This is a genomic window from Sphingobium sp. SG1 (genome assembly GCF_057063145.1).
On sequence record NZ_JBVVOJ010000001.1, the window covers coordinates 650,217 to 666,085 of the forward strand.

A 15,869-nucleotide genomic window follows, 5' to 3' on the forward strand; every position below is an offset into this window, starting at 1 on the left:
ATGTATGATATGCCTGCTCGCTCTCGCGAAAGGATGACCCCGTCCATCTTTTACTTGCGGGGGTGTTGTCGAACGATATCTGCGCCAAATAGCCTCGACAACACCTCGCCAATGATCGAGCGTCCGGATCACCCCGTCGTCGAGCATATAGGTCCATTCATACACCGAATGGGCTTGCCCTAGCGTCGCTTTCGATCTGAGAGACAATGCCTAGCTCTGATCGGATGCGACGCGGAACGTCCAGCCACTACCGATACGGAATTTGCGGCGGAACAGGATGATGGCATAATCACCCTCGGCGTCATCATCGAGGTCGAGGACATCGATCGCACCGGGCATCTGCGCGTTGACCCTCTCCAGAAGGAGAGCATCATATTTCTCTATATCCTCGCCGATCTCCGGGTCGTGGAACTGAGGGAAATCAGCGGGGATGTAGACCTTCATCGTGACGTCGATGTCCTGACGGGTGGGGACGATCTTCACAAAGCCTCCACCCAGTCATGCTGCCGCTCACGGAACTGCTCACGGGTCGCCTCGCTCGCATCCATGTCCATCGCGATCTCCCGCGCCTCATGCTCATCATCGGCTTCGACAATGAACAGGAGATCGCGGCTCTCGGTTATCTGCACTTCATACTGCGCCATCATGCGCTCCTCTGGCTCAGGGCATCATCGATGTGGACAACCTGTGGATAAGATTGTGGACTGGCTGCGGAGAAAATCACGTCCGCACGGTTCGCCACCTTGTTGAAGGGAGGCATGTCGATCGACTGCACCGACGTGCGCGTGAAAGTCTGGCCTTCCGGCGGTCGTCGATTTTCCGGGATGCGCTGGCGTTCGGCTTCGCTGAGCGTCCGCTCTTCGGTCACGCGGCGAACGAACGTGCCACGCTTGAAGAATGCAGGATAGTCGTTGAAATTAACGCCCTTCTGGAAGAGCATTTCCTGCATTTCGCCGCCATTCTTACCGTGCAGTTCGCGATGGGAATAATATGCCCGCGCAGCCATCGAAATGGCGTTCTTGGTTGCATCACGCTCGCGCCACAGAACGGCATTGGCCGCTTCCTCCAGCGTGGGAAGCTGGAACACCCGCGCGTCGAAGTGCGGCATGCGATCGGCGAATTTGGCGAACTCGTATTCGCTCTCCATGACGGCGCGGGTGAAATAGGCCGTGGCCATCGCCGCCAGCACGCTCACCATCTTCTGCTTTTTGCCAGCGAAGAACACGTCACTGTCATAGTCATCGGTGAACCAGACAAGCGAGATTTCGTCGCTCTGGGTATATCCGATCTTCGCATGGGTGTGTTCGACCAGCATTTTGGTCGTCCGGACCATGGCATCGGACATACGCTGGTCGTAGGGGCGGTTCATCCCCTTGGTGAACTTCGAGAAGCCCCGGCCATCGATACGAGCATAGATGGGGATCATGGGCAGAAACGCGTCACCGGTTTCCCTGCGTTCATACTCCTTTATACGATTACCAAATTCATCGAAAGCGCTCATCGTAATTCCTAAATAGCTATATCAAATACGAGAAATTCTAGTGACCATTGATGATATAGTCAACGCAAAAGCGGGTGATAAACTTTTATTGAATTGCGAAGCATGCGACGTCGAGTTCTTTCGCACTAAACGTAATTTGGTTGCTGCGCAAAAGGCGGGACGCGGAATTTACTGCAAAGCATGTAGTCATAAAATTAGAGCGGAAAACCGCCCTCAAAACAATAAAGCATATTGGGCTGAACCAGAGATCAAGGAACGCCACTCCCGCGCAATCAAATCTAGCGAAGCGTATTATGCATCTATTAAAGCCAGACCAGACAACTCAGGCGAAAATAACCCTCAATATGGCAAGAAGTGGTCTCTGGAGCAGCGAGCAACTATGTCCGCCCAGCGGACCGGCAGAATGGGAGCACAAGCGACCGCGTGGAAAGGAGGAAATAACAGCGTCACCAAGATAGTGAAGAGGGCGTTGCAAGCCAGACATCAGTGGTTCACGCGGGTATTAGAGCGAGATCGGCGCATATGCCAGCAATGCGGCAATACAGCGGTCGATGCACACCATATCATTCCTATCGTAAAACTTATCAAAAATGCTCTACCATTTTGCCCGTGCGCCGATGACAACGTCAATTGCGCTAAATGGATGCTTACTCGTGATGAAATATTGGATCACGAATTACTAAATGGTGTGGCGCTATGTCGCCCGTGCCACAAATTGGCTCACAGAAATTGGGGCAGCAAAACCGATCCTTAAATATTGAGATCACCAATTCGATCATTCTAGCATTGGTCTCATTTTAGAGACCCCATTTTGATGAAGACGAAGATTGGTGCAGCGATGGCCGGGGGAAATCCCAAGAACGGCCGCGAAGCAAATGATTATTATCCAACTCCGCGCGAATGCACGATCGGCTTACTGGAGCATGAAGCCGAACATATCCGCAAGCATGATTTCCCGGCAATTTGGGAACCCGCCTGTGGCGACGGTGCGATGTGCGCGGTCATCGACCAATATGGGTTTCCTGTCATAGGCACCGATCTGGTGTATCGCGGCTTTGGTGATGTTGACCTGAGCGGCGTAGATTTCCTCGCAGGCGATCCCCTCCATACTGGCCTTCCCATCATCACCAACCCGCCATTCAATCTCGCGCAAAAGTTTATCGAGCGCGCACTTGGTGATTGCGAAGCGCCTTATCTCGCACTCCTTCTGAAATCGACCTATTGGCATGCAGCGAGCCGCTATGCTTTGTTCACTGACTGTCCACCTTCGGTAGTCTATCCACTGACGTGGAGGCCTGATTTCATGAACAAGGGTGCTCCCACCATGGACTGCTCATGGATGGTATGGGATCGTAACCGTAGCGGGACTAGCTATGTTCCAATGCGACGACCGACCAGCAAATGATGCATGATAGTAGAGGGGGAACTTTTCCCCTTTACCAATCTCATCATAGGTGGTAGAACCAAAATCAGCCATTACCACGCGTATAGGATTTTCATCGCCATGACCAGCACCACCTACAAGATTCCTCGCCCAAAACTGGGCGATGCTCTCATCCCACGAGAGCAAGAGTGCTGCTATCACGCCGCAAACGGCTTACAGAACCGAGAGATCGCGGCGAAGATCGGCCTCAGTCACGAAACGGTGAAGCTCTATCTTCGCGACGCTTTCATAAAACTGGGTATCCACAACCGCATCGCGCTGCTCCGGTTTTTCCGACCCGTCCGTATTCCGGTGTCCAAGCGCGAAGAGTTCGATGCATCCGACAGTCTGGCTCTCGATATGATCTCGGCCGGATGGACCGATGAATATGCAGCCAAGCAGATCAACGAACGCGCGCCGGGAAGCATCACCCCTGACGAATTTCGTGTGTGCGTGAGCCGTCTTCGCCGTCAGTCTGGCCTCAAGACCCGCATGGAACTCGCGATCTGGTGGCTCAACAAGCAGGACAAGCTCATTCCGGCAAGCAAGTCCCTCACGGAAAAGCAGGAGCCGGTTCCCGCCTAACCGCTTGCGATAATCAAACGTTCGATTTCCTGCGACCGGCCGTTGCCACGCTCATCGAGAATGGCGACGGCCTTTGGCGTCAGAGTGATGCAGAACCGCACCGATTTCTCCCCTCGCACCTTACGTGGGCGACCCCGCTGATCAATCGCTTCCATCACCATTCCCATTAGCCATTACGCTCTTGGGATTTTCTATATGCATAGAAAATATAGGATGCAATCGTTTTTTCTATGCATACGGAAATTAATGCGCGGTGCGGCGGATGGCCTCCACCTGATCGGGCCTCACGATAAACTCTGACTCCCCCGCCTTATATTCCTCTGTACCATCGAGACGAACCTGACAGGCAAGTACACCAATGTCGGCGACTGATCGTGTCTTGAGATCATTCACCACTCTTTCGATGTGCGTGAACACCGGGTTCTGTCTGATTTTGGTGAACCAGAGATAGTGATTGTAGAGCGTAGCGGTCCACTCGATCGAGTCCGGCGTTGCCATGATGCTCTGCCCACCAGCAGCGCGGGTCACATCGTCGACGAGGCCCTCTTGCTCGATCCACGACATGATTTGTTTCCGGCCAAGCTGACCATGCGCGATGAGGCAGAGTTCCTTCAAGCAACGACTAATTTGCATCGCGATGTTCAGACTATGGGTCATCGAAATACCAGCTTGTGTGCCATACAGGCCCAGCCCGCGCCTCTCAGACGGTTTCGTAGGCAGGAAGCCATGCTCAACGATCTCGCTGGTATAGGCGGTGGCATGGTAGAGGGTTTCAACCTCATCATGCTCCGGTCGCCAGTTTTCCCCGCCCATGGCGGCTGCCGCGCGTGATGCGATCGGGGCAAGCTTCAGTTCCAATTCCTGCGCGATTGCATAAAAATCACGTAGCGAGTGCATCCCCGAATTGATGGCGGCAAACCTTGCCCGGCAGGCGCGGCTCTCACTGTTCTCGTCCGCAGCGGTCTCGAAACCATAATCGATCATCCTCTGATCAAACTCTGCGAAACGAGCGAGATCGTCCGCTCCCAACGGCATGTCCCGGAACTCTTCGGCTGCGGACAGGACATAATGCAGGAACGTCGGGCCATACTGGGCGTAACTCTCCACGGAATGGATCATGTTACCGAGGCGATCACTGCCCCCTGCCCGGCTGTAGCGTTCGAGCCAGTAGGCGTAGTCGTAGAACGATAGCCCCATATAGTTGCCCATCTGGTCGAGGAGACGCTCTCCCTCCTCGGTTGTGGACATCGATTGCCCGGCCGCAACGATCGCGCTCTGTGCTGCTCGCAGGCGGCCCAGACGACTGGTGACGAAGTGACGCAGGTTTGTGGGAGGATTGATGATCGCCTCGGTAACAAAATTGGTTATACGCATCAGTCAGCCCTCCCCATCAGAGTTCCATGTTTTTTCAAGTCGGCGTACCATTGCTCAGCGTCCGTCCGGGGCTGGTAAAACTGATGACCAATGTTAAGCTTGCGACTTACCGGTTGCTTCAGGACCCTCAGCTTCCAATCAGGGTCCGATATGGAGAATACTTCGACGTTGGAGGACGCCCATCTCCGTAGAATTTCCGGCATAGCAGCTTCGGCCGCTTTGATAGTAAGAAGCGCGTAACCAAATTTGCCGCGAAAATGCTGAACAATTACAGCAATTGGGGTATCGGTGGCCGCTCGTTCACCGCCAAAATTATCCACCGTGGGAATTTCCACACCCATCATGGCTGACCATGATTTTCTCATACGTTCAAAAATAGGACCGTGCTGCTGGCCATCTTCGAATTCGTTTCGCAGATACATCACGGCATGAATCATCTCATGAAGCAAAATCGCTTTCATATTTTCAGCCGAACGTTTCTGCGTCAAACTGATCTCGATCCAAACCGAGCCCGGAATGGTGAACGCATCCACCCATTTACCCCAGCGGCGCTTAGCATTGGGTTGATTCACCCTTGCGTGGCATATCCCACCCGTGTCCCTCTTGCCAGTGAACGTTATTTTCATATCATTGGGGAGTTCACCTCCCAGATACGTCTGGTTTATCTCGCGGTAATATGCGGTCAACTCCTCTATCGTGAGAGGGCTTTCTTGTTTGATTGCGCGTGCCATGGCCTATTTATGCCTCTGGTCCATCCCGCGACCAAAAGCAAACCGGCCGCGAGTTGCCTCGCGACCGGTGTGGGATCAAAGTTCGATACCCTTGTCTTCAGCGGCCTTCTTGAAGATTTCGAGACCATCCTTGAGAAACTGATAGGACGCCGCAACGGCTTCCTTCTGGCGCTGAGCCGCCTGTTCCTTGAAAGTTTCGAGGCTCTCCTTGAATGCCGCTTGCGCTTCGGCAAAACCCGTGGGCAGGCCAGTAAGCTTCTCCGGGGTGGGCGTGAAGCTCACCTTGATGAAGCCGAGATCGATTTCCTTGGGCTCACCGCCGGTGAACCATTCGTTGATATTCATATTACGGTTACCTCATTTTCATAACGTTCAATTTCGATCGGCTCTTCCTGCGTCAGCAGATAAACTGTGATGTAGCGATAGAGACCATCGCTCCGGGCGAGCACACCGCGATCGATCATCATTCCCTCGTCGTTTACCGGCATGTGAAAGCGCACTTCGTCGCCAACCTCTGCTCGACGCGGGCGATCCACCGGCTTTGGGCTCCCCAGAGCCTCCTCAAGCTCACCAGCCAACGGCCAGATCACCGGGAAGGCTTTGCCGCAGATCACTTTCCACGCGCCCTTCAGGCGTCCCCATAGGCCATGATAGAACGGCCGGGGAACCGCCCGAACCAAACGGCCATCAGGCAGATGCGAAACCGCACAGGGATCACCAATCATCGACGCGATCTGAAAGGTCGACGGCATGGTCAGATTGACTTCGGGATGGGTGCGTTAATGTCGGCGCTGAGCGCATCCACGAATTCACCGAGCGTCACAAAACGGAGCTTGGTGCGATCCTCGACCAGATAGTGGGTGCCATCGGTCGTCACGACTTCCATAGTGGAAGATCGCGGCGCAGGATTGGGAATCCATGCGGTAATTTCATTGACCGCGACCATTGCGGTCCGGGTCTTCAGGTAAAGGTTTTCATACATGTCCGAGATATTATCCAATCGGACAAACACCACTCAATATTAATTTCTAAATAGCCGATGGATAGTCGGAAAGACATTGCGCAATTACTTGCCGAGATCGCGCGCCTGCGCCAGAAATGGGAACAGCCGCCGGGGTGGCCCGGCGACTGGTCTAAACGTCGCGATGAAGTATGGTGGTGGACCTGTCGGCCGTCGGATCACTAACCGAAGAACTTTTCCAGCATGCGCTCCTCGCGCATCGCTTCAGCCCGCGCTTCCAATACCGCCTCGCGATAGTCAGCCTCATCCTCGAACAGACTGTTCTTGAGGTCGTCGCTGTCCTGAAGCATTTCCTCGATCCAATCCGGCAGAGGACGCTTCGTGCCGTCTTCGAGCAGGAGTTCGAACCCCTCGAACTCGATTCCTGCATCGTGGGGAGGATCGATCCTCGATCCGGCGAACGCCGGTGTGATCGAATAGGTCACGAGAAGCTGCCCCTCGATCGCCAGACCAGCAGCCTCGAACAGGAACGGTTCCTTGTAGACACGGCTCATGCGTTTTCCTTTCCTTCAGTGGACTTTGCCTTCTCCAGCCTGCGCAATTCCTTGCGCGCCGACTCCGCTGCGCCGCGATTAAGTGTCTCGTAGCAGGCGAGCCGCTTGCTGAAGTCGATCTCGTAGCGACCAACGCGCGGATAGATTTTGACGACCGCGACATCACTATCGGGAAACCGATCGATATACGCGACGTGGCTGAATTCTTTGCGGTTGCGATCGCGGCCAATGCAATTGGTCATGCTCATCGGTTTCTGCCTCTAAAGCGTAAACTATAAGACGCCTATACTACCTTTTATGAACACGGTCAATTCACTTCAGATCAACCCGATCACTTTACCATCTGCGACCAGTTTGCGCATGAAATCGAGATCGAACATCTGGTCGCGCAGCCGAAGAAGCTTTTCATCATCGGTCAGTTGGACGTCAGCCGTGGAATTGGGCCGCCACTTCTCATAGGCTCGGTTGTCGCGATCGATATGAGCGTAGATGGCACCGACTTCGGTCAGGTGCTCCATGTTGATTTCATCGATCACAACGTCGAATTCTTCTTCCAACGCCATGACGATTTCGACGATGTCGAGACTGTCCGCACCTAGATCGTGGATTATATCCGTCTCTGGATCGAGCGCATCACCGTGCGCATCGACTTCCAAAGCAGTGATGATGATGCGGCTGACGCGCCTGCGCACATCAGCGGAAAAGTCCGATACACTCATGAAATAGCCTTTATAAAATAGGCCCTGATACTACCCGGCCGTGACTGATTGTTCAATATCCGTAACCGAGCGGCGGGTGATGATCATCTTCATAATAGAATGGCTCGTCGAACATCGAGTTCTCGGCTAACTCGACCTCGTAGAGTTCTTCCATGAAGGACCGATCTATCTTGCAGTCGCGGCATTCCCCCTCTTCATTGAGGAGATCGGCGTCAAAGAGCAGGCCGCAATCACCCTTGCAGGCGACTTTCTCGTGAATATAGCTCATATCACTCTCTCAAATCAGCAGTTCAAATCACGACAGGGCTACTATGACGCAGCCCCAGTTACTAGCCCTGAAATGCAGCCCGCGATGCCATGAGGCGATCGATGTGTGCCTGACGGGAGGCAGCAGGGTCGGGATCGGCCGCACACACTTCCTTGACGAATTTGTCCACCGTCAGGGTCGATGCCACATAGGTGTCGCCGAACAGGGCTTCATTGCGCCAGACGTTCCGCGACGTCTTCGCCACTTCATGAGCGACGTCGGGGTTGAGCCACTGGCTCTCGATGATATCGCGCAGGGTGCTGATCATGCCACATTCCCTTCGATGGTGACGCCCTTTTGGGCGGCTTCGGTGATCAGCTTAGCGAGCTTTTCCGCGAACGTCGCCTTTTCCAGAGCGACCTTCTCCTTATCGCTACCCTTAATCTTGATCAGCAGCTTGCGGGCTTCGTCCTTGGCGGCTTCGAGGTCACGTTCATAGCCAGCGGCATAATCGGCCGCCATGCTGAGGAATTTACCCTTGCCGTAATTGAACCGGACAATTCCTTCGAGGAGACCAGTGAAGGCTTCGACCCACATCGGGTCGGCATTGGCGGGCATTTTGTGAATGAGATACAGCCCCGCGCGCGGGATCGTCGTGCCGAAACCAATTCCGGAATGGGTATTCTCGATACGGTTCCGGTAGTTCTCACCAGCGCGGACGATCATTTCCGCATTGTCGCGGACGAACGCTTCCTGCATTTTCTTTGTCCGATGCCACATCACGCTATCAGCAAAGTCGCTTTCTTTGTATGCGCGACGAGCCGAAGCGACCGGCGCACTCTCGTAGGCTTCGCGACGGTGGACCAGTTCCTTGTCGGTGGTTTCATCTGCATCATCGGTCGAGCCCGGTTCGACATAGACGGTCAGCGTTCCGTCCTCATTCCAGTGTGTCTCATACTCGCCCGGCTGAGTGGCGATATCGTGGAGAGCGTCCCAACGCGTATGGCGCAGCGTCGGATAGGCCTCGATCATTTTGACCAGAATGGTATCAACGGGCGAAAGCGGGCTCAGGGTCGTCATCACATGGTCTCCATCAGATGACGACCCTTATACCACTTTTTATGAAGCGCGCAAGGGCCTATTCACAAATCGCCACCATTGCGGACGACCTTCATATAGGCGACGTTGGCATCACGGATCGCGTTCCGGTGCGTTTCGGCCGCGTGCATGAGCGCCGCTGCCACTGCATAATAGTCGGTGCCGATCGGCAGGACGCAGGTGACGGCCGTGCTCTTCCGAAGCTTGACCTCCTTCTTGAAGCCCTCACGGTCGTTGAAATAGGACACGTTGAACATCGACTTCGACGGGACACCGACCACCCTGCCCACAAGATGGACGTAATCGGACAGAGGATGGCTGACGATTACAAAATCGCCATCAGAGAACTGTAGTGGCATTGGTCAATTCCTTCTTCAAATCAGCAACGGTCAAATTCCGGGTGCGATCCTTCCACTTCCCATCTTCGGGGTGGAGGAAGACGCTGCCATCTCTGGCGATCGTCGCGAACATCTCAGCGGTGGGGTTCCAATAATGGATCATCCGCATGACGCTTATGAATTAGTGGTAGAGCAGACGAAGGTCAAGAACAAAAAATCACGCCGACGGATTTTTCACACGGGAACGAAGAAATTCAATTGCGGCCAGCGCCTTCAACAACGACTCCTCGCCATATTCCAGTTCGAGGCGACAGTTTTCGTTCATTTCCTCCTGTGCCTCTTCTCGCGTGAGGTAGTATGTTCCATTGAAATCCCTATACTGCTCACCCTTGTATAGAGTGATGAACGCACCATCGTCGAAGACGATGGAATAATGCTCATTAACACCCCATGAGTTTTCGGAATATGACACTCGCTTGGCTTCGCTGACAGTCTGCCTCAACAGAGCGTATTCGTGAATCGTAACGTCTCCGAGGCCGTAATAGTCGGTCCTTTTCCAATCCACACTGTGCAGGACATCCCCGACCGCGATCGTCGCGGGATCGACGGCCTGTTTGCCATCTTCGTCGATATAATATTCAGCCATGATGGTCCTCCCAATCGAACATGAAGGCGAGGCGTTCGATCACTCGCAAGGTTCGCGCATCGGCCCATTGAGAGGCAGTTGCCACAGGCATCCATTTGGCCTCAGCCACTTCCTCAGCCTGTGCGACCAGTTCTTCGGACATACCAGCGCCGAACACATACATGAAGTCGTGATGACGATGATCGCCCTCCCCCTTGTCCTCGCGGGCCGCGATAGGGTGAGTGTCGATATCGACTGGATAATCGAACATCAGGAAAGGCAGCGCCAATCCTGTTTCTTCCTTGGCTTCGCGCTTGGCAGCCCGCCACGGTTTCTCGCCCGGATCAACATGTCCACCCGGAGGGATGAGACGGTCATAGGCCAGATGGTGGATCACCAAAATCCGCTCGCAACAACTGTCGACGACGAATGCGCTGGCCGTGATATGCCCCATCATATTCTTGCGATCATTGAGATCGCCTGTGTCGGTGGACAATTGCTCCAGCAACGGGATGACCTGACCGCATGCGGTGGGGAACCTCTTGATGAAATTCCCCACCTCACGGGTGACCTCAGCGATGAAGTCGGACCGTCGCATCAGAACTCGCCAGCCTGAAGGGGGCGCTTGTCGCTCTTGGGCTTGGCCGGTTCGTCCTCGACGATCGTGACATTCTGGAACACCCGATCGGTATAGGACTGAAGCACGCCAGCAAGGCGATTATAGACCGTGCGGAAGAAGCGCGCGACCGGATCGTGCAACAGCCACCACGGGGCAGAAATCGGCCAGCCCATCATGTGGTTGAGGATGCGCGAGCGATAGTCGACCAACTGAATGGGATAGCGCGCAAGTCCATGATCGTAGGCGAAATTTCTTGCCTGCGTTTTCGTCAGGGCACCGAGATCATATTTGCGATTGCCTGCCCACCGCTTCAACTTGTCGGCGATGTCGTGAACGGTCAGAACGTAGCGGAGTACGCCATATGCGGCACCGAAAACGAGATAGACCGCGAAGCCGACCAGAAACTCGACATAGTGAGCCTTGACCCAGCCGATGACGTCGAATGCCCCGTGGGAATAAACCCAGTAACAGGCCACAGCGCCCGCGATGAATGACAGGGTGCCCCAGCCCTCGCGGTTGCGATCCATGAACAAGCCAGTCACGACCAGCGTGCAGAAAGCCAGCAGCCAGAATGCGAAAGGAAGAGCAAGAATGCCCGCCCAAATTACAGCCATGAAAATAAACTCCATAAAATCCGCTATCGCTATAAAATGGTGCAACGACCCGTTGCACTATTTTTCTCAGTTCGTTTTCCTCAGAACCTCGCGCTCAAGGATTTCGATGCCTTCTGGTGGATTATCGTCACACCAGAGAATGGTTGCTTGGTGTGAACCAATTACCATTACGACATAGTCGCAGTCGATCCCTGCGGAGAAGCGAACTTCATCGCCGATCTCATGGAATTCTGCGGGCAGATCGAAGGTGGCTCCCGTATCGAGCGTCCCCCAAAGAACACCATCATCGGCAATACGTTCGACATAACCCGATCCAAGAAGTGAAACTCGTGCGCTCATCATGCAGCCCAAATTGTTTGATCGAGAATAGGCTATCATCGTTTCACAACACAATATTTCTATATCGAATACTCCATGGGATGTTTTACAAATATCCCATGGGAGGTTATTAAAAAGTTCAGCATTTCCGCCATTTTTCCGCTTGTCATTTCACAAATGGTGGTATAGAAAAATGTCACTTCAGGAGGACAACATGCGCAAGAATGCACGCACCACCCCGTTCGTCGCTGGCACCGCAGATTACCGCATCAGTGATGGCGACGATTTCACCGTCACGATCAGCGCTAAGGATTTCCCTGAGCGGAATGAATTCCGCGTCTACAATGTTTATGGAGACGTGACGAAGCCCGATCGGCTTCAGGCTGCGATCGGCAATCTGCTGACCGAGCGCGGCGTGGACAGCCGCACGATCAAGGTTGCGATCTGATGGCGGGCGGCAAACTCACCGCGATGACAGTGAGCGAGTTTGCTGACTTCATCGAGCGCAATCTGGAGCAATTCGTCGACACATGGACGATCAACCAGAAACGCGACCCGGAAGATTGGCCGGAGAAAATGGGCCTGTCAGACTGGCTGGAGCAATTCGGCATATTGATGAGGGATTGACCCACCTCATAAAAAGTGGTATAAGCGTCTCATCAGATGGAGATCGACATGAAGTTCAAGCCCACCACCGCCGAATGGAAACTGATCAACGATGTCGCGTTTCGCGGCCATTATACGACCGGACGGTCGATCAAATCCGTGGCTGGTGTGCGGCTGGAATGTCGGGACAATATCAGTCTCAGCTACACCGGGGACACCAACATCAACCGCGCGCTGGTGTCGGATCAGTGGCCCCACTGTAGCGATCTCGATGTCTATGATCGCTCCAAGCATCACACCGATATGTTTCGCGAAGGCGCTGATCTGACCGAAGACGGTCGTGGTCTGTTCGATTTCTACATCTACAACCGCTATCATCGTGACGATGGCGACCTTTGCGGTAACGTGCTCGTCCGCGTCGTGGACGGAAAGCTTCACAGCATCTGGATCGAAGGCGGACGAAATGTGTCGTGGACGCCCCAGACCGGGATCGCCAAGGTCGCCCTCGATCGCGAACTGGCCTACTGACATGATCACATTCTCTGCATTCGTTCGCCACTGGGCCAGTCACAAGGGGTTGATCAACAACCGGGTCCTGCGAGAAATTGGCCGGGAGGCTATGGAACGCGTCCAAGCGCGGCAGGCGGCCGGTTATGGGGCAACACCCCTATGCTTCGCTGATCTGGCCGCACGGCTCGAAACTGCCATCGGAGGCGAGTGCTGAGCCTCGTGGGTAGAATTATATTCCCGTGCTACCTCACGAGCCGTTGATCGGCTGTTCCAGCGCCAGTCGTCGCCGAAGACGATCGCATCACCGGGTCCGCGAACGATCCAGCCATCTGGTAGACGCTGCACGCGATATGGTTTCAATGTGGCTCTCTACGCTTGTTATTGCGGATTGAACGGCGGATGAATGCGAACTGGACGGCGGAGACGATCTGCCTTCGATGGCTTCGGCGTGGTCACCAGTGACTCAACCTCGTGATATTGCTGAAACGAGATCGGCAGTAATTTCTCTTTCGAGCATGCGCGGCAGCGAAAGCGATATGCATAGCGCACATCGAACCAGAGGAAACCGCACGAGAGCGCCAATCGTTCCACATATTCGAACTTATGTGAGCAGAATAGCTTCATTACAGAACCCGCGTAATGCTTCGATCCGCCGCGCCGATTTTGATGCGCTGCCCCGGCTTCAGAACACCCACGAGATCGACATATGAGTGGCGGCAGACGACGGCCGTATCATCTTCAAGGCGGTAGCTGACGAGACTCTGCATAGAGAAAGCATCGGGCTCTTCCTTACGGTCCTCCGACACCTTGGAAGAGGTGACGCCCTCTACCACCACGGTCGTTCCTACCGCGATGCACTGTTGATTGGCCGGTGCTTCCGCCGCGACTGAGACCGGTGGCGTTACCGTTGTTGAAAGGAAAGCGGTAACGCCCATGGTCGCGGCACCGCATGCGATCGCGGCGAGAACCGCATAAAATACCGCATGTGACTTCTTGATCCCGACTGTGGGTTCGATCGACTTGTGCTCATATCCGGGCATCAAATTTCTTTCTGGTCAAATTGTGCGCATGTGAGTTTAGGCGCACAGATGGACGCCTCCACAATTTCCTTACCGCTGATCGATCCGGCCGTTATGTTTTGGCCGTGTGGTGCCGTCCCATCAAATGGGATCGATAATTTTTCGGCGGTGATACCAGCGTGGACGACGGCCGGGTTCCGTTTGAGAAAGTCCATCCATGCATCGAGCATGGCGTCAGCCAAATCGTATCCGCAGTCGTCGTCCATTTCCATATCAGGCCGCCGGGTAGCTGATGCTGAGGCAGTTGATGAAATCAACCGACGCGCCGTAGCCATCGGAGTTGCTGCCGCGAACGGCCAGCTTCAGACCATCTTCGGTCTGGATCACATGGGCGGGGAGATCGCTCGCCGAACCCACATATGCGATATAGACGCGATCCTTGGACATGTGATCGCTGGTGTAAACGGCATAGGTATCGCCGATATTACCAGCCGCAGTCCAGCGACCAACCTTTGCAGGCTTTTTGGCGCTGACATAGGTGCCGCCCAGCATCGTCACGACGTCAGGGTGGCACAGGACGACATTACCAGCGCCACGGCGCGTGCGGCGAGCGATCGTGTTGGCCTCTCGACCAATCATAATCGCCAGCGCTCCGGCGTTTTCGGCTTCGGAACCGGGATTGGAGCGATAGTTACCAGTCGGGCCGACCAGAGCCAGCAGCTTGTCCTCGGCATCCTCAACCGAGGCAACGTCATCGGTGCCCTCAACGGTTTCGGCCGCCAGATCAAAGCGGACGCGGACGCCTGCCTTCATGGTGAAGTAGGGAACCGGCCTGCCCTGCGCAGCGGCCTCAACCGCGTCATCATATTCTTCCTGCGTGGCTTCAACGAAACAAACGCGATTGAACGGAGCATTGTCCTCATGGACATCAAAGAAAAGTGGAGAAATCATTTTGGGATAATACCGCCTTCGAAATATATGGTGCAATATTTAATGGAACCGCACCATCTCGCGGATCACATTTCGCGCATTCACCAAAAGATATACGCTCAAGATGGTGTTGCTATCCTGCCCCTCCAGCCGGTGATCTCTGACGAAATCTTTTGGGAAGAGGAACCGGAATGACTGCGTGCCATATTCGGAATGATCAGCGAACAACAGAAGGACAAGCGTTGCCACTTCATCGACGATGATATCGACAGGAATATCGATGAACTCATCATCGGCCGCCATAAGGACCACGGACGGAGCCATGAAGAACTGCGCCGTGCGGAATAGCCATTCCGACGATTGCACTTCCGGGTGGGCGGCAAGATACTCGACCGCTTCCTCAAGGCGCGCATGCAAGCGCGCGGGATAGGTCGTCCTCGTCATTTCGAGGACCGGGGCAGTGTCCATCAAATTTCTCGCTCAAATGCACCTGTGGTGCGGGTACCCGAACTCGAATCGGGACGACCTTTCGGTCAAGAGATTTTGAGTCTCTCGCGGCTACCAGTTTCGCCATACCCGCAGGTGAGGGGCAGGAAGGCCCTGCCCCATTTGGCTCAGGCTGCGATGAGGTCCTTGAGCTTGCCATCGTCCTGCGTGCAGACGCCGTCGACGAAGGTGTAGGACCACCAAGTGCCGCGATTGTCGCCCTCGGTGGACGAGAACACGACCTTGCCATTCACCTTGGCTTCGGCCAGAACCGCGAGGATATCTTCGTCCCACAGATAGTCCATGTGCTCCATGGCATCGGGCTCGAAGTAGAGGGTTCCGTCGCCACACAGGACTTCGTCGGCGTCGCCGAAGAAATGCTCATCCTGACCGGCGGCGAACAGCTTTTCCGCATATTCCTGCGGGACCACGACGGTGTTCGAGATTTCGTTGATCGACCAACCCATTGAATTAACTCCAGTAAAATCTTCGCTATCAAATCTGCCCGACGATTCGCGCCGTCCGGTGATCCCTGCCTACCGGCGTTGGCGATTCGGGTGCAATATAATTTTTGTGAGATTTTTCGTGGGGCCGACCGGGCGTTTCCAGCC

31 protein-coding genes, 1 tRNA gene and 1 pseudogene are annotated in these 15,869 nt (G+C 54.6%); 6 read left to right on the top strand and 27 right to left on the bottom strand.

Annotated features, from left to right (window positions below):
- Positions 1-210: 210 nt before the first annotated feature.
- The 3 genes from AC0KVN_RS04260 to AC0KVN_RS04270 are packed head-to-tail and all read right to left on the bottom strand — an operon-like array spanning position 211 to position 1,501.
- Positions 211-483: a hypothetical protein gene (locus tag AC0KVN_RS04260; protein ID WP_483655892.1), complete on the bottom strand. Its 273-nt coding sequence runs from the start codon at positions 481-483 to the stop codon at positions 211-213.
- Positions 480-647 carry a hypothetical protein gene (locus tag AC0KVN_RS04265; protein WP_483655893.1) on the bottom strand — a complete coding sequence of 56 codons (168 nt, stop codon included), beginning with the start codon at positions 645-647 and terminating at the stop codon, positions 480-482. Before AC0KVN_RS04265 ends, AC0KVN_RS04260 begins: the two co-directional genes overlap by 4 nt.
- On the bottom strand, positions 644-1,501 hold the full coding sequence (locus tag AC0KVN_RS04270) for a tRNA(His) guanylyltransferase Thg1 family protein (RefSeq protein WP_483655894.1): 858 nt from the start codon (positions 1,499-1,501) through the stop codon (positions 644-646). The genes AC0KVN_RS04265 and AC0KVN_RS04270 overlap by 4 nt, the downstream gene beginning before the upstream one ends.
- A 40-nt stretch (positions 1,502-1,541) precedes the next feature.
- On the opposite strand from AC0KVN_RS04270, the gene AC0KVN_RS04275 reads away from it, so the two are divergent.
- The 3 genes from AC0KVN_RS04275 to AC0KVN_RS04285 all read left to right on the top strand — a co-directional run bounded on the left by AC0KVN_RS04275 (position 1,542) and on the right by AC0KVN_RS04285 (position 3,509).
- Positions 1,542-2,255 carry a hypothetical protein gene (locus tag AC0KVN_RS04275; protein WP_483655895.1) on the top strand — a complete coding sequence of 238 codons (714 nt, stop codon included), beginning with the start codon at positions 1,542-1,544 and terminating at the stop codon, positions 2,253-2,255.
- A gap of 60 nt (positions 2,256-2,315) precedes the next feature.
- Positions 2,316-2,906: a hypothetical protein gene (locus AC0KVN_RS04280; RefSeq protein ID WP_483655896.1), complete on the top strand. Its 591-nt coding sequence runs from the start codon at positions 2,316-2,318 to the stop codon at positions 2,904-2,906.
- 99 nt (positions 2,907-3,005) lie between these two features.
- Positions 3,006-3,509 (top strand): response regulator transcription factor, encoded by a 504-nt coding sequence (locus AC0KVN_RS04285; RefSeq protein ID WP_483655897.1) that lies wholly within the window; start codon positions 3,006-3,008, stop codon positions 3,507-3,509.
- On the opposite strand, the gene AC0KVN_RS04290 is transcribed toward AC0KVN_RS04285, so the two are convergent.
- The 18 genes and pseudogenes from AC0KVN_RS04290 to AC0KVN_RS04375 form a co-directional block, all read right to left on the bottom strand.
- On the bottom strand, positions 3,506-3,664 hold the full coding sequence (locus AC0KVN_RS04290) for a hypothetical protein (protein WP_483655898.1): 159 nt from the start codon (positions 3,662-3,664) through the stop codon (positions 3,506-3,508). The two genes, AC0KVN_RS04285 and AC0KVN_RS04290, sit on opposite strands and share 4 nt — an antisense overlap.
- An 88-nt stretch (positions 3,665-3,752) precedes the next feature.
- The gene (locus tag AC0KVN_RS04295; RefSeq protein ID WP_483655899.1) at positions 3,753-4,883 is read right to left on the bottom strand and encodes a hypothetical protein; all 1,131 of its coding nucleotides are present in this window, start codon (positions 4,881-4,883) and stop codon (positions 3,753-3,755) included.
- Entirely contained in the window at positions 4,883-5,614 is a 732-nt protein-coding gene (locus tag AC0KVN_RS04300) for a SprT-like domain-containing protein (protein ID WP_483655900.1), read from the bottom strand. The genes AC0KVN_RS04295 and AC0KVN_RS04300 overlap by 1 nt, the downstream gene beginning before the upstream one ends.
- Positions 5,615-5,689: 75 nt before the next feature.
- Positions 5,690-5,959: a hypothetical protein gene (locus AC0KVN_RS04305; RefSeq protein ID WP_483655901.1), complete on the bottom strand. Its 270-nt coding sequence runs from the start codon at positions 5,957-5,959 to the stop codon at positions 5,690-5,692.
- Positions 5,956-6,366, bottom strand: coding sequence for a hypothetical protein (locus tag AC0KVN_RS04310; RefSeq protein ID WP_483655902.1), 411 nt, complete (start codon positions 6,364-6,366; stop codon positions 5,956-5,958). The genes AC0KVN_RS04305 and AC0KVN_RS04310 overlap by 4 nt, the downstream gene beginning before the upstream one ends.
- Positions 6,367-6,368: 2 nt before the next feature.
- The gene (locus tag AC0KVN_RS04315) at positions 6,369-6,596 is read right to left on the bottom strand and encodes a hypothetical protein (RefSeq protein ID WP_483655903.1); all 228 of its coding nucleotides are present in this window, start codon (positions 6,594-6,596) and stop codon (positions 6,369-6,371) included.
- A gap of 200 nt (positions 6,597-6,796) precedes the next feature.
- Complete coding sequence (locus AC0KVN_RS04320) at positions 6,797-7,129, bottom strand: hypothetical protein (RefSeq protein ID WP_483655904.1); 333 nt, start codon at positions 7,127-7,129, stop codon at positions 6,797-6,799.
- Positions 7,126-7,377 (bottom strand): hypothetical protein, encoded by a 252-nt coding sequence (locus tag AC0KVN_RS04325; protein WP_483655905.1) that lies wholly within the window; start codon positions 7,375-7,377, stop codon positions 7,126-7,128. The genes AC0KVN_RS04320 and AC0KVN_RS04325 overlap by 4 nt, the downstream gene beginning before the upstream one ends.
- A 281-nt stretch (positions 7,378-7,658) precedes the next feature.
- A pseudogene (locus tag AC0KVN_RS04330) lies at positions 7,659-7,848 on the bottom strand (phosphopantetheine-binding protein); the annotation flags it as partial.
- A gap of 52 nt (positions 7,849-7,900) precedes the next feature.
- Positions 7,901-8,116, bottom strand: coding sequence for a hypothetical protein (locus AC0KVN_RS04335; RefSeq protein WP_483655906.1), 216 nt, complete (start codon positions 8,114-8,116; stop codon positions 7,901-7,903).
- Positions 8,117-8,177: 61 nt separating this feature from the next.
- Positions 8,178-8,423, bottom strand: a complete 246-nt coding sequence (locus tag AC0KVN_RS04340; protein ID WP_483655907.1) for a hypothetical protein — start codon at positions 8,421-8,423, stop codon at positions 8,178-8,180.
- The gene (locus AC0KVN_RS04345; RefSeq protein ID WP_483655908.1) at positions 8,420-9,175 is read right to left on the bottom strand and encodes a hypothetical protein; all 756 of its coding nucleotides are present in this window, start codon (positions 9,173-9,175) and stop codon (positions 8,420-8,422) included. The genes AC0KVN_RS04340 and AC0KVN_RS04345 overlap by 4 nt, the downstream gene beginning before the upstream one ends.
- A gap of 62 nt (positions 9,176-9,237) precedes the next feature.
- The gene (locus tag AC0KVN_RS04350) at positions 9,238-9,552 is read right to left on the bottom strand and encodes a hypothetical protein (protein ID WP_483655909.1); all 315 of its coding nucleotides are present in this window, start codon (positions 9,550-9,552) and stop codon (positions 9,238-9,240) included.
- Positions 9,533-9,694 (bottom strand): hypothetical protein, encoded by a 162-nt coding sequence (locus AC0KVN_RS04355; protein WP_483655910.1) that lies wholly within the window; start codon positions 9,692-9,694, stop codon positions 9,533-9,535. The genes AC0KVN_RS04350 and AC0KVN_RS04355 overlap by 20 nt, the downstream gene beginning before the upstream one ends.
- 54 nt (positions 9,695-9,748) lie before the next feature.
- Positions 9,749-10,177 (bottom strand): hypothetical protein, encoded by a 429-nt coding sequence (locus tag AC0KVN_RS04360; RefSeq protein WP_483655911.1) that lies wholly within the window; start codon positions 10,175-10,177, stop codon positions 9,749-9,751.
- Positions 10,170-10,754 (bottom strand): NUDIX hydrolase, encoded by a 585-nt coding sequence (locus AC0KVN_RS04365; RefSeq protein ID WP_483655912.1) that lies wholly within the window; start codon positions 10,752-10,754, stop codon positions 10,170-10,172. The genes AC0KVN_RS04360 and AC0KVN_RS04365 overlap by 8 nt, the downstream gene beginning before the upstream one ends.
- Entirely contained in the window at positions 10,754-11,389 is a 636-nt protein-coding gene (locus AC0KVN_RS04370) for a hypothetical protein (protein ID WP_483655913.1), read from the bottom strand. Before AC0KVN_RS04370 ends, AC0KVN_RS04365 begins: the two co-directional genes overlap by 1 nt.
- A 66-nt stretch (positions 11,390-11,455) precedes the next feature.
- Positions 11,456-11,731, bottom strand: coding sequence for a hypothetical protein (locus AC0KVN_RS04375; RefSeq protein WP_483655914.1), 276 nt, complete (start codon positions 11,729-11,731; stop codon positions 11,456-11,458).
- 190 nt (positions 11,732-11,921) lie between these two features.
- Between AC0KVN_RS04375 and AC0KVN_RS04380 the strand changes: the two genes are divergently transcribed.
- The 3 genes from AC0KVN_RS04380 to AC0KVN_RS04390 are packed head-to-tail and all read left to right on the top strand — an operon-like array spanning position 11,922 to position 12,841.
- Positions 11,922-12,155: a hypothetical protein gene (locus tag AC0KVN_RS04380; RefSeq protein ID WP_483655915.1), complete on the top strand. Its 234-nt coding sequence runs from the start codon at positions 11,922-11,924 to the stop codon at positions 12,153-12,155.
- Entirely contained in the window at positions 12,155-12,334 is a 180-nt protein-coding gene (locus AC0KVN_RS04385; protein WP_483655916.1) for a hypothetical protein, read from the top strand. The genes AC0KVN_RS04380 and AC0KVN_RS04385 overlap by 1 nt, the downstream gene beginning before the upstream one ends.
- Before the next feature lie 48 nt (positions 12,335-12,382).
- Entirely contained in the window at positions 12,383-12,841 is a 459-nt protein-coding gene (locus AC0KVN_RS04390; RefSeq protein ID WP_483655917.1) for a hypothetical protein, read from the top strand.
- Positions 12,842-13,446: 605 nt separating this feature from the next.
- Here the strand turns inward: AC0KVN_RS04390 and AC0KVN_RS04395 are convergent.
- The 6 genes from AC0KVN_RS04395 to AC0KVN_RS04420 form a co-directional block, all read right to left on the bottom strand.
- The gene (locus AC0KVN_RS04395; protein WP_483655918.1) at positions 13,447-13,863 is read right to left on the bottom strand and encodes a hypothetical protein; all 417 of its coding nucleotides are present in this window, start codon (positions 13,861-13,863) and stop codon (positions 13,447-13,449) included.
- Positions 13,863-14,114, bottom strand: coding sequence for a hypothetical protein (locus AC0KVN_RS04400; RefSeq protein WP_483655919.1), 252 nt, complete (start codon positions 14,112-14,114; stop codon positions 13,863-13,865). The genes AC0KVN_RS04395 and AC0KVN_RS04400 overlap by 1 nt, the downstream gene beginning before the upstream one ends.
- A gap of 1 nt (position 14,115) precedes the next feature.
- Complete coding sequence (locus tag AC0KVN_RS04405; protein WP_483655920.1) at positions 14,116-14,829, bottom strand: hypothetical protein; 714 nt, start codon at positions 14,827-14,829, stop codon at positions 14,116-14,118.
- Positions 14,830-14,832: 3 nt separating this feature from the next.
- Positions 14,833-15,240 carry a hypothetical protein gene (locus AC0KVN_RS04410; RefSeq protein WP_483655921.1) on the bottom strand — a complete coding sequence of 136 codons (408 nt, stop codon included), beginning with the start codon at positions 15,238-15,240 and terminating at the stop codon, positions 14,833-14,835.
- A 25-nt stretch (positions 15,241-15,265) separates the two neighbouring features.
- Positions 15,266-15,352: transfer RNA gene (locus AC0KVN_RS04415), tRNA-Leu, on the bottom strand.
- Positions 15,353-15,386: 34 nt separating this feature from the next.
- Positions 15,387-15,725 carry a hypothetical protein gene (locus AC0KVN_RS04420; protein ID WP_483655922.1) on the bottom strand — a complete coding sequence of 113 codons (339 nt, stop codon included), beginning with the start codon at positions 15,723-15,725 and terminating at the stop codon, positions 15,387-15,389.
- Between the last annotated feature and the right edge of the window lie 144 nt (positions 15,726-15,869).